The following is a 12,614-nucleotide window of genomic DNA, read 5'->3' as shown; positions in this document are numbered from 1 at the left end:
GCTTCGCCCAGTCCGAAGCCGCGCCGGTGCTAGAGAACTTTCTAGAGATATGGAGCAAAACAGCGGAGACTCCTGCGGCTTAGCGAGTCGACCGATACACCGCAGGGAGCACCGCGAACGAGGAGGATTGGGCGTGAGCCCGCTGGAAAGCGCAGCTGTTTTGTGGAATATCGGATTCCTGAATGAAACTTATTTTAGTTTCTATCTTTTTCAACACACTGGAAAGAAGCTCTCCAGTTAATATGGAGAGCTTCTTTTTTATTTCCTGGTTCCAATCGGTCAACTTTTTTCCTGCTCTTTCATCCAGACAGTCAGCGCTTTCGCCACTTTCCGGTTCGCTGCCGGCGGGAAGAAATGCGTGTATTCCAGGAAATACCAGGTTTCATGCGCTTGTTCATTCATCTTCAATGCCTCTTCTAATAAATACGCCTGCGCAGGAAAGACATTCTCATCTTGCAAGCCATGAATAATTAAGAATGGCATATGTGCTTCCTCGATCCGCAGCAGCGGATTCCGCTCTTCGAAGGCAGTCAAAGCGGCGTTTGGAGTGCCGCCATACAAGCGCTTCATCATGCGCCGCATATCAGGGCGTTCTTTATACGTCAGCACTGTATCCGTCACTCCGGCCCATGTTACGACTGACGCAATATCATCACGCAAGACCGCTGTCCAAAGTGCCATGATGCCACCGCGTGAAAATGCCAGCAGGTGGACTGGCCCTGAACATTTCTGCTTGAGCACTTCCACTGCATGGACAGCATCCCAGCGGTCTGCCCCCGCGAATTCATCGCGTCCTTCCCCGCCGCGGTTCCCTCTGTAGTAAGGTGCAAAAACCGTAAATCCGTAAGCGGCAAATTGCGCAATGCGTGCAGGGCGTACCATCCCGATCGATTGAATGCCTCCTCTTAAATAGAGGATACCACTCGTACTTTTTCCTTTTTTCGGCTCAGCGAGCAGCCCTTTCACTTTAAGGCCTTCAGACCAATAGACAATTTCCGTCAACTTTACCCGTGGATTAGGCGAAGGGTAAAGTTTCGCCGATTCAATTTTCCCATTTTCCAAGTTCTTTCACCTTCTCCATGATTTTCAGCATTCCCTGGTCTTTCATAAGGAAACTGAAATCTTCTGTTACTTCTAATCCTTCTTTCAATACAGCGCCTTTTGTTTCCATCAATTTCACGGAATCGATCCGGTCCACTTCGGCAATAAAAACCGTTTTGCAGAAAGAAGGCTGGCCGTAAACGACATATTCTGCAAACCATTCCAGTTTCGCAGCTACGCCGCCTGTTTCTTCATATACTTCCCTAGCTGCCGCTGCCTTTAAACTTTCGCCAGCCTCTACCTTGCCGCCCGGAAATTCGATTCCACGCTTTGGATGGTCCGTCATCAGCCACTTCCCCTCATACTTTGCAATAACTAAGACATGACGGCTCGGAACATCGAAAGAGCCGGAAACAAAGGAAAGTTCACAGCGAAAGCCGTTCAAATCGGTATAAATCATCTTTTCACCTCACTGCCATCAAAAAAGCGTACACTCGTTAAAGTGTACGCCGAGTCCTTCTATTTTACTTCTTTTCGCCTAAGAATGCAGAAAGCATCCAAGAATGCTTCTCTAAGTTCTGGTGGATCGCGTTTAACATATCTTCCGTCATATCATCGCCGTCTGCAGCAGCAAGTTCCATTCCTTTTTTCAAGGAAACCATGATTTTATCATAGTCGCTCACTACAGTATCAACCATTTCTTCTGCAGTTTCTTTGCTTGTCGCTTCTTCAACGACTGAAAGCTCCAGCTGTTCTTTCATCGTAGCCACCGGCTTTCCGCCCAGTGCAAGCAGCCGTTCTGCAATTTCATCCATATGAAGCGTCGCTTCATTGTATAATTCTTCAAATTTCACGTGCAGCGTAAAGAATGACGGCCCTTTTACATACCAGTGGAAATTATGTAATTTCGTATAGGCTACTGACCAAGTTGCAACTTGTACGTTTAATTCGTGGTTTAATTCTGCTGACATTAAAATCACTCTCCATTTGTATTTGATAAGCTCTTATACTTTATTTATACCTCTAACCTGCCTACAATAAACATAAAGAAACTTTCTCTTGAAAGAAGATGACTTCACGATGAAAACGATCCTTATTAAAATTTTCCGCTTTTATCAGCGTTTCATTTCCCCGTTGTCGCCACCCAGCTGCCGCTTCTATCCGACCTGCTCGCATTACGGAATCGAAGCTGTCGAAAAGCATGGAGCGATAAAAGGCGGCTATCTGGCTGTACGCCGTATCTTGAGCTGCCACCCTTTCAATAAAGGCGGAATCGATTTTGTTCCAGAAGAATGGCCACCAAAAAAATAATTTTGGTGGTTTTTCTTGTGTTTTGAAATTGCATCGTGTAATATTCTCTAAGTAAATAAAACGTAACCGTTACATTTTGGAGGAAATTTATGAAGAAACTTATTCCGTTACTGATCCTTATTCTACTACTCGCTGCTTGCGGCGACTCGACAACCGGTACAACATCTGAACCGGAAGACGACGCGAAGCTCCATGTCTATACGACCGTCTATCCGCTCACTTACTTTACAGAACGGATTGGCGGCGAAGCCGTTACTGTTGAGTCCATCTATCCGGCAGGATCCAATGAACATAGTTTTGAACCGACCCAGCAAGACATGATTGCACTTGCTGAAGCGGATTTGATGTTTTACGTCGGGCTTGGCCTTGAAGGATTTATCGACAGTGCACAAAAAACGCTGAAGAATGAAAACGTCGAGTTTGTTGCAACCGCTGATGCGATCACTGATGAGGAATTGGTGGCAGCGACTAGCCATGAAGAACATCATGAAGGCGATGCTCATGATGACGAGTCTCACGATGAAGAAGCGCATGATGAAGAAGCCCACGATGAAGAGTCTCACGAGGGCCATGACCATGGCTCAACTGATCCCCATGTCTGGATCTCCCCTGTGCTTAGCCAGAAATTAGCGGAATCCATCAAAGATTCCTTAGCAGAGGCGGATCCGGAAAACTCGGAAATCTTTGAAAGCAATTATGCTGAATTGTTAATCGAGCTGGAAGAATTGGACCGCTCATTTGCCGAACTGGCACAGCAAGCGGACAATAAAACCTTCTTCGTTTCCCATGCAGCATTCGGCTATATGGCTGAGCCTTACGGGTTGGAGCAAGTCGCTATCGCCGGTTTGAACAGCCAAGACGAACCATCCCAGAAAGAACTCACGGAAATTGTGGATTTAGCAAAAGAGAAAAACATCAAACACATCATTTTCGAGCAGAACGTTTCATCGAATCTAACCGAAGTGATTCAGAAAGAAGTCGGTGCAGAAGCGCTTGAAATGAACAATCTCGGCGTCCTCACCCAAGAAAACATTGACGACGAAGAAACTTATTTCACCTTGATGGAGAAGAATCTCGAAACATTAAAGACAGCCTTGCAATAAAAAAGAAGGATTCCAAATGGAGTCCTTCTTTTCCTATGTTTTAATGAGTTTTTGTGTAATGCCGAATGCGAGTGTCGCCGTCAATACCATTCCAGCGAATGAAACTAGCGGCGGCAATCCAAAAACTGCCGGCTCATTCCCTGTTTGAGCGGCACCTGCAATATCCGGAACATATAGTGAAGTAAGTATCAATCCTGAACCGATTTGCGCCACAGTAAGCAACAAAATAAAGGTGACGATAAAGACCAAATACTTTTTCATTTTTTTGATTTCCTCCTATCGATAAAATAAGATAAGCCAGCATACATGAAACTGCCCACAACCGTGCCAATCAAGGCACATATTCCGAGGATGCCATAGCCCATCCCTTCCCAGCCGCCAATAAATAGACTGATAATGACTACTGCAATACTTGCCAACAACAAAGAGGCAAAACTCATAGCAATCGTTTGAACCGCTTTTTCAGGCGGCAGGATTTTTTTCAAACCTATACCTGACAGAGCTAACACTATTGCTATAGCAAGAACAAGAAATAGGAGAAATCCATACCCTTCCATCTACGCACCTCCTAGTCCTCCATTATCTCTTTTAAAAACCGCTCCCGGTGGTCCAAGAATGATTTGGTAATTCGGTAATGATCCGTTTCTTCGTATTGTACTTCTCGTATCGAACCATGGTCGAAACTGAGAATCTGAGCTCCAGGGAACCCGAGCAAGATCGGCGAATGGGTAGCGATGATGAATTGGCATTCTTCATCTTGCGTCAATTCATGCAGAATCCTTAAAAACATCAACTGCCGCTGCGGTGAAAGCGCCGCCTCCGGCTCATCCAGCAGATAAATCGCTTCACCGCTGAAACGGTTTAAGAATAAAGATAGAAACGATTCTCCGTGGGACTGTTCGTGCAAAGATTTCCCGCCATATGCCCGGTAAGGAATCATTTCTTCTTTAGCCATTTCATCGATATGCGTTGCAAAATGATAAAAAGATTCAGCGCGCATAAAAAAGCCATTCCCTATCTTCGGCAGCCAAGATAAGCGGATATAATCCCCCAGCACCGACTGGGAAGCGTGGACATCATATGTATTATTGCGGCCTCCCCCTGCCGTATTGAAATCGCATTTATCAGCAATGGCTTCCAGCAATGTAGATTTGCCGGAACCGTTCTCTCCAACAAAAAAAGTGATTGGACTTGTTAGTTCCAATTGCTCGAGTTCTTTGATCGATGGAATCGTAAAAGGATACTGCGACGTATCTTCCACTTCTTCTTTCAGCAGCGTGATTCTTTTTAGGAACATTTTTTCCACTTCCTTATCGGTCTATGATTTATTTAATTTCGGCTCCGTTCCCTTTCGGCAGCTTCATATCTGGTGCGCATGCGTCTTTTCGGGGTAAAGTCCAACAAATAGTAGGTTCCGATAAACAGCACACCGAATAGGCCCAACTCGATAATAAACTTCAATAATGAGACGAAGGAATATTCACCGACAAATAAATTCAAGTCATATTCAAAAAAAGCCAGCCTCAAATAAGTAAGGTCCGCAACTAATCGGGTGATTAACATTGCGAAAAACATCTTCCAAAAACTCATCTCTCTGGCCCCTTTCTGTTATATGTATATACGCATCAAAAAGGGATTAGTTCCATTCTAAAAAGAAAAAGCTTGGATTGACTCATCAACCCAAACTTTCTTTTACAATTGTATATCATAGCCAATGCCATGCTTTTTGCTCAGTTCAATGTTCCCATCCGCGACTTTTATTTCAGGAACGATGATGTCCCGTTCCCAGAAATGCCCCGAATCCGAAAAATCGCCCGGCAAAGTGATACCAGGAAGAGATGCCAAGGCTAAGTTGTGAGCTTTCGATACACCGAACTCGATCATGCCGCCGACCCACATTCCAATCGAATGCTTCTGGCATATCTCCACGATGCGCAATGTTTCGCTCCAGCCGCCAAGTCTGCCCATTTTCAAGACGATAATATCTCCAGCCTGTTCAAAAATCATCCGTTCCACATCTTCAAAACTCTTGATGCTTTCGTCCAAACAGATGGCTGTCTTCATTTCTAGTTTAGCTCGTGCATGCAGCTGCCACTCTTGTTCCCCAAAAGGCTGTTCAATCAACGCAAGTCCGATCGAGTCGAACTGTTTAAGCTGATTGAAATTTGTTTCATCGAACGCGCCATTCGCATCTGCAAAAAACAGGGTGTCGGGATAGCTTGAAACGATGTTTTTCAGCAATTCCTTATTTGTTGCAGGATTAATTTTTATTTTGATGCGGCTATACCCTTTAGCAACTGCCGCTTCTACACGGCCAGCAATTTCAGCTTCATCTGCAGCCACAACGACACCTGCCTCGACTGCTTCTCCGCTGCCGCCGACCATTTGCCAAAGCGGCGACTCTTTCTTCTTCGCAAAAAGGTCCCACACCGCCATTTCAATTGCCGCTTTTGCCATGCGATTGCCTTTCACCTGGCTAAATCGCCCCGTGACTTCTTCGGGACCATCGAGCGTTTCACCGTTTAAGAGAGGGATAAGTACATTTTCCATTACAAATCGGCAACCGGTTATTGTTTCTTCCGTATACCAAGGCGTCGAGAAGGCCACGCATTCCCCGTAGCCTTTTAATGCTTCATTTGAAATGACTGTCACTAAAATCGCTTCCCGCTCTTTTACATGCTGCAGGGAGGTTTTGAAAGGCAGCTTCAGAGGCTGTTTGATCGGCGTCAAAAGGATTTCGGAAATAGTCACGTCCATGCTTTCAGCTCTCTTCTCAAGAGTTTATTCGAAGCGTTTCGCGGCAAGGCATCCACAAAGGTCAATTGCTTCGGCACTTTATAGGAAGCGATTTGCTGTTTGCAATACGTAAGCAATTCTTCGGCTTCAACCGGTTTATTCAAGACCACAAAAGCGACCGGCACTTCTCCCCATTTCTCATGTACCGCACCGCAGACACCGGCTTCCCGTACAGCCGGATGCGCAAGCAGCACTTTCTCGATTTCCGCAGGATAGACATTCTCACCGCCAGATACGATCAAGTCCGAACGGCGGTCTACGACAAATAGAAAACCTTCGTCATCCAAGTAGCCGATATCTCCCGTATGCAGCCAGCCGTCTGGCTGAACTTGCCGATCCGAGAATCGGCCGATATATCCTGGCGTCACTTGGGGCCCATGAATGAGAATCTCTCCTTTTTCACCGGCTTTATCGGTTCCTTCTATTTTCACTTGGTACAAAAACAAAGGCTTGCCGGAAGAACCGATTTTGCGTTCCGCATCTGCCGGCTGCAGCGTCGTCGTTTGTGACGAAGTCTCCGTCATCCCATATGTCTGGAGAACCGGAATCTCCAACTTGTCAGCCCGTTTCATGTAAGCAACAGGAACTGGCCCGCCGCCTGCAAGAATCGCTTTAAACCGCGGAGATGCTTTCATTCCAGCTTCTTCTATGTGGCTGAGTACACGTTCCAGCATCACACCCACAAGCGACACATGCGTGACTGAACCTTCGCAAATTTCCCGTGCACAATGCTCAGCATCGAACTTCTCATACAGCCGGACGCCCATGCCGTAAATCAGCGAACGCATCAAAATTGAAAATCCACTGATATGGAACAAGGGCACTGAACAAAGCCAGACATCTTCTGGTGCAACCCCGATGTTCAGCGCTGAAGAAACAGCGCTTGAAAAATGATTTTCAGCCGTCTGCCGGACGCCTTTCGGATGGCCGGTTGTTCCGGAAGTATACATAATGGAAATCGTGCGGCTTTGCTCCCACTCTGTCGCCGGCGTGATTTTTGAAGTTCGCTCATCTTTAATCCGGCTGAACAGGACGGGATTCCGTTCTTCTACTTTATCTTTCAGGAGATCATCTGCCAATACAAAATCCGCTGCTGAATCATCAATTTGATAAGCGAGTTCTGCCGGAGCCAATCGTTCATTCAGCATGACCATTTCACAGCCAAGGTGCAGGCAGCCATACATGATAAAAATGAAATCCGGATTTGACTTGGCAAGGATGGCGACGCGGGAATCTGGCTGGATGCCTAGACTAGCTAATTTCCCAGCATATTCCAGCGCTAAACTATTGATTTCGGTGAATGTCCATTGTTGATCTTGGAAAGACAGCGCCATTCGGCTGCCGCTTAAATGGCTGCGTTGAGTCAGCCAGTTTGGATAAGTCATGATAAAACCCTTCCTTTTCAGAAAAGCGCAAATGCACGTCTAGCTATCGAATACGCAATTCCAGTTTTTACAGCATTTTATTTTCTAAAAAAAGCTGTCCCCCTAAGAGGACAGCTTTCGATTATTCATTGATCAAGGGAAACGTGGGAATTGGCCGAAATCCGGTTTGCGTTTTTCTTTAAACGCATCGCGTCCTTCTTTCGCTTCGTCTGTTGTGTAGTAAAGCAATGTAGCGTCTCCCGCCATTTGCTGAAGTCCAGCAAGGCCATCTGTGTCTGCGTTCATTGCCGCTTTTACAAAACGAAGGGCTGTCGGGCTCATTTCGAGCATTTCCTCGCACCATTTAACCGTTTCATCTTCAAGCTGCTCATATGGCACTACCGTGTTGACTAAGCCCATATCAAGTGCTTCTTGCGCGTCGTATTGACGGCATAGGTACCAAATTTCACGCGCTTTCTTATGGCCGATGATACGTGCCAAATAGCCTGAACCGTATCCAGCATCAAAAGAACCGACGCGTGGTCCTGTCTGGCCGAAACGTGCATTGTCAGCTGCAATCGTCAAATCGCAGACTACGTGCAAGACATGTCCGCCGCCGATTGCATATCCTGCAACCATCGCTACTACCGGTTTTGGAATTACACGGATTAGACGTTGAAGGTCCAATACGTTCAAACGTGGAATTTCATCTTCTCCTACATAGCCCCCGTGCCCGCGGACGCTTTGGTCTCCGCCTGAGCAGAATGCTTTTTCGCCTTCACCTGTTAAGACGATTACGCCTACTTTTGAATCATCGCGTGCACGTGAAAATGCATCGATCATTTCATGGACTGTTTTCGGACGGAATGCATTGCGCACTTCCGGACGGTTGATGGTAATTTTGGCAATGCCGTTATACGTCTCATATTTGATGTCTTCATATGTACGTTCTGTTACCCATTCGCGTGTCATGATTTTCCTCCTTGGATGTTCAATCTCAAATACTCATCTACTATTGTAGCAAACTCAGCCGGTTTTTCCACATGAATTGCATGTCCTGCTTCGACTATTTGGTGCTGCACCTGTAAAAAAGCCGTTTTCATCTCACCGGCAATAGCCTCGAATTTCAAATCCATGCTGCCTGTTATCAGCAATACCGGAACATGGATGTCTTTTAAATGGTTCCAATAAGAAGGCTGCGAGCCTGTTCCCATGCCGATTAAGCTGTTTGCGAGCCCTTGCGGCTGCTGGCTTAGGCGCTCTTGCTTTATTTCATCTCTAATTTCAAACGGCAATTTTTTCTGGCTGTCAAAAAGCGGGATGTTTTCCCACTTATCAACAAAAGACTGGATTCCATTTGCTAAAATCGTTAAGGCAAGTTCACTGTCGCGTTGCTGGCGTTCTACCTGCTCAGCTGCGGTTTTAAGCCCCGGCGATGCACTTTCCAGGATAAGTGCCTGCAAGCGTTCCGGATGGGCAATAGCATAAGCTAGAGCAGTTCGGCCGCCCATTGAATAGCCCGCAAGGACAAATTCCGTAAAGCCGAGCTCAGAAAATAAATCATGCAAGTCACGCACTTGAAGTTCCATGACGTAGCGGGAGGCATCTTGCGGCACAGCCGTTTTGCCGTGGCCGAGGAGATCGACCAAGACCACTTTGTAGTCGGACAGCGAACCGGCTATTCTTTGCCATGTTTTAGTACTGCCAGTAAATCCATGTAAAAAAACGATCGTCGGAGATTTGTCATCATTCCAAATTTCTACATGGTAATCCAAGCCGTTAACTTTCACAGTCATTGCTTTGCCAGCTCCTCGTTGAATCGATCCCATAGTTTCCGGTGGCTGCGGACATTTTGCTGTCTATCGGTAAAGACTTCAATGATTCTGACTTGTTTTTCTTTCGGTAGACGCAAAGCCTCGATCAATTGCTCTTTCGTTTCAACGGCAGCATATTCCGCATCGTACATGCGCGCCGCATCTTCAAATTTCAAGCCGGTCGGTGTACCGAACAGCGCTTCAAAATGCCGCTCTTCTTCCGATTGCGGCAAATAAGAAAAAATTCCGCCGCCGTCATTATTCATCACAACCACTGTTAAATCCGTTTCCTGCATTTTAGAAGCGATCAATCCATTCATATCATGCAAGAACGACAAATCACCGATTAATAAATAAGCAGGGCGTTTGGAAGCCGCCTGTACGCCGAATGCAGTAGAAACGACACCGTCGATTCCATTCGCTCCCCGATTTGCATACAACATGGCTTGCCGTCCGTTCGTATGGAAGAACGTGTCCACATCCCGAATTGGCATACTGCTGCCGACGATCAAATCGCAAGCGTCCAATTCTTCGAACAGCACTTTAGCAAGAACGCCTTCATCCATTTCATCTTGGCAATGCTGCTCGACAATTTCCCAGTACAACGCAGAAGCTGTCTGCCATTTCTCAGTAAATGCATTATGCTGCTTTGGCTCCATTTCAAGCTTCCATAATTCTTTTGGAGGCGCTTGGATATGATGCGTCACCACAGACTGTGCATCACGCATCATCGGACTTTCATCGAAAACAGCATAAGTTTCCGGCTTAACGCTGGCCAAGAACAAAGTCAACGGCTTCGAAACCGGCTGAGGTCCAATCCGAATCACTGCATCAGGCGCCATCGCTTCCTTAAACTCCCCATTTTTCAATAGCGCATCATACGAATCAATGATTAAATACTGAAGCTCTTCTTTCACCCCTGAACGGAGATTGGATAAAGGATCCGCTAGAATCGGCCAATTTAATTTCCGGGCAAACTCCCAGAATTCTATGGGCATCCGCTCCGTCATTTCACCGACTACCAATAATCCCCGTTCTTTAGTCAATAAATCCTGCAGAAAAGATTTTGTTTCATTAGTTAACACAAAATCTCCTGTAAAATGCATCATTTCTCCAGAACTTTCGTAGCTTTGTTCAAAATCGATCCGCAGCGGCTCACGGAAAGGCACATTCAAATGCACAGGGCCCTTCGGCGCAGTTTTGGCAGTCGCAATCGACCGGTGCAAATGCCGGGATAAGAAACTCAATTGATTTTCCGGCTCCGGCATCGGCAAATCTGCCGACCATTTAACATGGGAACCAAAAAGGTTGATTTGATTGATCGCTTGAGGCGCACCCACTTCACGCAATTCATGTGGCCGGTCAGCTGTCACTACGAGTAAAGGAACACGCGCATAATACGCTTCTACAATCGCTGGGAAATAATTGGCTGCTGCCGTTCCAGATGTACAGAGCAGCATGACTGGATTGCCGGATGCTTTCGCCAGCCCTAAAGCAAAATAAGCAGCGGAACGTTCATCGATTTGGCGATAAACCGTCAATCCCTCTTGCTTCATGCAGGCATAGGCAAGCGGTGTGGAACGCGAACCTGGACTGATGACCACATTTTCCACTCCTAAATGTACGAGAGAGTGGGTAAAAGCTGATACATATTCTGTTAACGATTTGCGATTAGTCACTCATTTGACCTCCAAGGACACGGAGCATCGGTCTAAATTTAACCCATGTTTCGTCATATTCTGCTTCAGGGTGAGAATTTTCAACAATTCCCCCTCCTGCATATAAATAAGCTTCTTTTCCATCAAGCAAAGCGGAACGTATAGCGACAGCAAATTCACCATCGCCATTTGCATCAATCCAGCCGACAGGGGCAGCATAATAGCCGCGGCTCATCGTTTCATACTGGCGAATCAAACTCATCGCTTCCTGTTTCGGTTCGCCGCCAAGAGCAGGTGTCGGATGTAAATCCTGCACAAGATCCAACAAATTGGACCCTTCTTTCAACTCTCCTTCAACCGGCGTATAAAGGTGTTGGATATCCCGTATTTTCATCAATTTCGGCATTTTTGGCACAAACATCTTCGAACTATGTGCATTAAATACTTGGCTGATCATCTTCACGACAAATTGATGCTCCGAACGGTTTTTCTTATCATTCAATAATTCATTTCCAAGTGCTGTATCGATTTCCACAGTCTTGCCGCGTGGAGTCGACCCAGCTAAACAAGTAGACAGTGCTTGCCGATCTTGCACTTTAACCAATCGTTCCGGGGTCGCCCCAAAGAAAAACTGATTTTCTGCTTCCATTCCAAATAGAAAGCTTTCCGGCTGTTCTTCTGAAACTTGGTAAAGAGCCGCCGCCGGTTCCAAGGGCTGATCAAAATTCAGCTTTAAGGCTCGAGCAATTACTACTTTTTCCGCCTGTTGCGCTTTAATAACAGCGGTCACTTTTTTAATCGAATCCAGGTATTCTTTTTTCTTAAGTTCTGTCCGCTTAACGACTAGCGGTTTACGGTATTTTTTGAGTTCTGATACTTGAGCTGCATGAATTAACCGATCCCGCTCTTTGCGCAAAGCATCAAATGCAGCAAACGTTTCTTTTTCCTTTGTAATTAAATGAATGCTTACAAATGCTCTTTCGCCTTTAATAATCAATTGAAAAGTTGGTACTGCAAAATAAGCTTCTGGAAATTTTGTCCATACACTCTGTTTCTCATTTAACGGATCAAAAGAGAAACCACCGAATAGAATCGGCTGAACTTCCCGTTCTTCATTGACAATTTGCTTGCACAAAGTCTGCCATTCTTTTTTAACATGCTCAAAACGTCCATGAAGGCTATGTGCTGTGATCACATGTGCGTGGCCAAGACCAACCCAGGTGAACGTCTTTTCACGATTTTGCCAAAACATCCGGTTTCCTTTAAACTGCTGCTCGCCTGCTTCAAAAAAAGCCAAAGCCGACATTCTGGATACTTCAATCGTTTCCGTATAAAATCGATAGGCTAAGTAGCGCGTATCCGTAAAATTTTCCGGCGATGAATACTGCTGTGAATTCATCAAATTACCTCCGTTTTTCATTTAAGTACACTATATACGTGAAAGTTCACTTTTTAAATCTCTACCCTCTATCATACTCTTTTCTTCTAATTTCAGCACACCATATGCTGTATTTAGCCTGAATTTGA

At 45.8% G+C, this 12,614-nt stretch carries 15 protein-coding genes; 2 read left to right on the top strand and 13 right to left on the bottom strand.

Annotated elements, in window-relative coordinates; all coding sequences use genetic code 11:
* Positions 1 to 279: 279 nt before the first annotated feature.
* From AC2EXB_RS06675 to AC2EXB_RS06665, 3 genes are all read right to left on the bottom strand, one after another.
* On the bottom strand, positions 280 to 1,062 hold the full coding sequence (locus AC2EXB_RS06675; RefSeq protein WP_483604165.1) for an alpha/beta hydrolase family protein: 783 nt from the start codon (positions 1,060 to 1,062) through the stop codon (positions 280 to 282).
* Complete coding sequence (locus AC2EXB_RS06670; RefSeq protein WP_483604164.1) at positions 1,043 to 1,501, bottom strand: NUDIX domain-containing protein; 459 nt, start codon at positions 1,499 to 1,501, stop codon at positions 1,043 to 1,045. The genes AC2EXB_RS06675 and AC2EXB_RS06670 overlap by 20 nt, the downstream gene beginning before the upstream one ends.
* Positions 1,502 to 1,565: 64 nt before the next feature.
* Positions 1,566 to 2,012, bottom strand: a complete 447-nt coding sequence (locus AC2EXB_RS06665; protein ID WP_251478315.1) for a Dps family protein — start codon at positions 2,010 to 2,012, stop codon at positions 1,566 to 1,568.
* A gap of 109 nt (positions 2,013 to 2,121) precedes the next feature.
* Here AC2EXB_RS06665 and yidD point away from each other — a divergent pair, with 109 nt between their 5' ends.
* Both yidD and AC2EXB_RS06655 read left to right on the top strand, forming a co-directional pair.
* Positions 2,122 to 2,352: a membrane protein insertion efficiency factor YidD gene (gene yidD / locus AC2EXB_RS06660; protein ID WP_235198819.1), complete on the top strand. Its 231-nt coding sequence runs from the start codon at positions 2,122 to 2,124 to the stop codon at positions 2,350 to 2,352.
* Between the two features lie 89 nt (positions 2,353 to 2,441).
* On the top strand, positions 2,442 to 3,455 hold the full coding sequence (locus tag AC2EXB_RS06655; protein WP_483604163.1) for a metal ABC transporter solute-binding protein, Zn/Mn family: 1,014 nt from the start codon (positions 2,442 to 2,444) through the stop codon (positions 3,453 to 3,455).
* Positions 3,456 to 3,488: 33 nt separating this feature from the next.
* On the opposite strand, the gene AC2EXB_RS06650 is transcribed toward AC2EXB_RS06655, so the two are convergent.
* From AC2EXB_RS06650 to AC2EXB_RS06605, 10 genes are all read right to left on the bottom strand, one after another.
* On the bottom strand, positions 3,489 to 3,716 hold the full coding sequence (locus AC2EXB_RS06650) for a hypothetical protein (RefSeq protein ID WP_483604162.1): 228 nt from the start codon (positions 3,714 to 3,716) through the stop codon (positions 3,489 to 3,491).
* Positions 3,713 to 4,012: a YesK-like family protein gene (locus AC2EXB_RS06645; RefSeq protein WP_235198816.1), complete on the bottom strand. Its 300-nt coding sequence runs from the start codon at positions 4,010 to 4,012 to the stop codon at positions 3,713 to 3,715. Before AC2EXB_RS06645 ends, AC2EXB_RS06650 begins: the two co-directional genes overlap by 4 nt.
* A gap of 11 nt (positions 4,013 to 4,023) precedes the next feature.
* Positions 4,024 to 4,752 carry an AAA family ATPase gene (locus AC2EXB_RS06640; RefSeq protein WP_251478305.1) on the bottom strand — a complete coding sequence of 243 codons (729 nt, stop codon included), beginning with the start codon at positions 4,750 to 4,752 and terminating at the stop codon, positions 4,024 to 4,026.
* A gap of 32 nt (positions 4,753 to 4,784) precedes the next feature.
* The gene (locus AC2EXB_RS06635) at positions 4,785 to 5,045 is read right to left on the bottom strand and encodes a hypothetical protein (protein WP_483604161.1); all 261 of its coding nucleotides are present in this window, start codon (positions 5,043 to 5,045) and stop codon (positions 4,785 to 4,787) included.
* A gap of 102 nt (positions 5,046 to 5,147) precedes the next feature.
* Complete coding sequence (gene menC, locus AC2EXB_RS06630; protein ID WP_483604160.1) at positions 5,148 to 6,212, bottom strand: o-succinylbenzoate synthase; 1,065 nt, start codon at positions 6,210 to 6,212, stop codon at positions 5,148 to 5,150.
* On the bottom strand, positions 6,203 to 7,636 hold the full coding sequence (locus tag AC2EXB_RS06625; RefSeq protein WP_483604159.1) for an o-succinylbenzoate--CoA ligase: 1,434 nt from the start codon (positions 7,634 to 7,636) through the stop codon (positions 6,203 to 6,205). Before AC2EXB_RS06625 ends, menC begins: the two co-directional genes overlap by 10 nt.
* Before the next feature lie 132 nt (positions 7,637 to 7,768).
* Positions 7,769 to 8,587: a 1,4-dihydroxy-2-naphthoyl-CoA synthase gene (gene menB / locus AC2EXB_RS06620; protein ID WP_224077328.1), complete on the bottom strand. Its 819-nt coding sequence runs from the start codon at positions 8,585 to 8,587 to the stop codon at positions 7,769 to 7,771.
* Positions 8,584 to 9,411 carry a 2-succinyl-6-hydroxy-2,4-cyclohexadiene-1-carboxylate synthase gene (gene menH / locus AC2EXB_RS06615; protein WP_483604158.1) on the bottom strand — a complete coding sequence of 276 codons (828 nt, stop codon included), beginning with the start codon at positions 9,409 to 9,411 and terminating at the stop codon, positions 8,584 to 8,586. The genes menB and menH overlap by 4 nt, the downstream gene beginning before the upstream one ends.
* Positions 9,408 to 11,108 (bottom strand): 2-succinyl-5-enolpyruvyl-6-hydroxy-3-cyclohexene-1-carboxylic-acid synthase, encoded by a 1,701-nt coding sequence (menD, locus tag AC2EXB_RS06610; RefSeq protein WP_483604157.1) that lies wholly within the window; start codon positions 11,106 to 11,108, stop codon positions 9,408 to 9,410. The genes menH and menD overlap by 4 nt, the downstream gene beginning before the upstream one ends.
* Positions 11,101 to 12,486 carry an isochorismate synthase gene (locus AC2EXB_RS06605; protein ID WP_483604156.1) on the bottom strand — a complete coding sequence of 462 codons (1,386 nt, stop codon included), beginning with the start codon at positions 12,484 to 12,486 and terminating at the stop codon, positions 11,101 to 11,103. The genes menD and AC2EXB_RS06605 overlap by 8 nt, the downstream gene beginning before the upstream one ends.
* Positions 12,487 to 12,614: the final 128 nt, after the last annotated feature.

Source organism: Planococcus alkaliphilus (assembly GCF_057031095.1).
Note: the sequence above shows the minus strand (reverse complement) of the source record. Positions and strands in the feature narration are given on the sequence as shown.

Excerpts from the sequence above, each read along its gene's own strand:
- AC2EXB_RS06625 (WP_483604159.1), bottom strand. The coding sequence starts at position 7,636 with ATGACTTATCCAAACTGGCTGACTCAACGCAGCCATTTAAGCGGCAGC.
- AC2EXB_RS06645 (WP_235198816.1), bottom strand. The coding sequence starts at position 4,012 with ATGGAAGGGTATGGATTTCTCCTATTTCTTGTTCTTGCTATAGCAATA.
- AC2EXB_RS06605 (WP_483604156.1), bottom strand. The coding sequence starts at position 12,486 with ATGAATTCACAGCAGTATTCATCGCCGGAAAATTTTACGGATACGCGC.
- menH (WP_483604158.1), bottom strand. The coding sequence starts at position 9,411 with ATGACTGTGAAAGTTAACGGCTTGGATTACCATGTAGAAATTTGGAAT.
- menC (WP_483604160.1), bottom strand. The coding sequence starts at position 6,212 with ATGGACGTGACTATTTCCGAAATCCTTTTGACGCCGATCAAACAGCCT.
- AC2EXB_RS06650 (WP_483604162.1), bottom strand. The coding sequence starts at position 3,716 with ATGAAAAAGTATTTGGTCTTTATCGTCACCTTTATTTTGTTGCTTACT.
- yidD (WP_235198819.1), top strand. The coding sequence starts at position 2,122 with ATGAAAACGATCCTTATTAAAATTTTCCGCTTTTATCAGCGTTTCATT.
- AC2EXB_RS06655 (WP_483604163.1), top strand. The coding sequence starts at position 2,442 with ATGAAGAAACTTATTCCGTTACTGATCCTTATTCTACTACTCGCTGCT.
- AC2EXB_RS06635 (WP_483604161.1), bottom strand. The coding sequence starts at position 5,045 with ATGAGTTTTTGGAAGATGTTTTTCGCAATGTTAATCACCCGATTAGTT.
- AC2EXB_RS06670 (WP_483604164.1), bottom strand. The coding sequence starts at position 1,501 with ATGATTTATACCGATTTGAACGGCTTTCGCTGTGAACTTTCCTTTGTT.
- AC2EXB_RS06665 (WP_251478315.1), bottom strand. The coding sequence starts at position 2,012 with ATGTCAGCAGAATTAAACCACGAATTAAACGTACAAGTTGCAACTTGG.
- AC2EXB_RS06640 (WP_251478305.1), bottom strand. The coding sequence starts at position 4,752 with ATGTTCCTAAAAAGAATCACGCTGCTGAAAGAAGAAGTGGAAGATACG.
- menB (WP_224077328.1), bottom strand. The coding sequence starts at position 8,587 with ATGACACGCGAATGGGTAACAGAACGTACATATGAAGACATCAAATAT.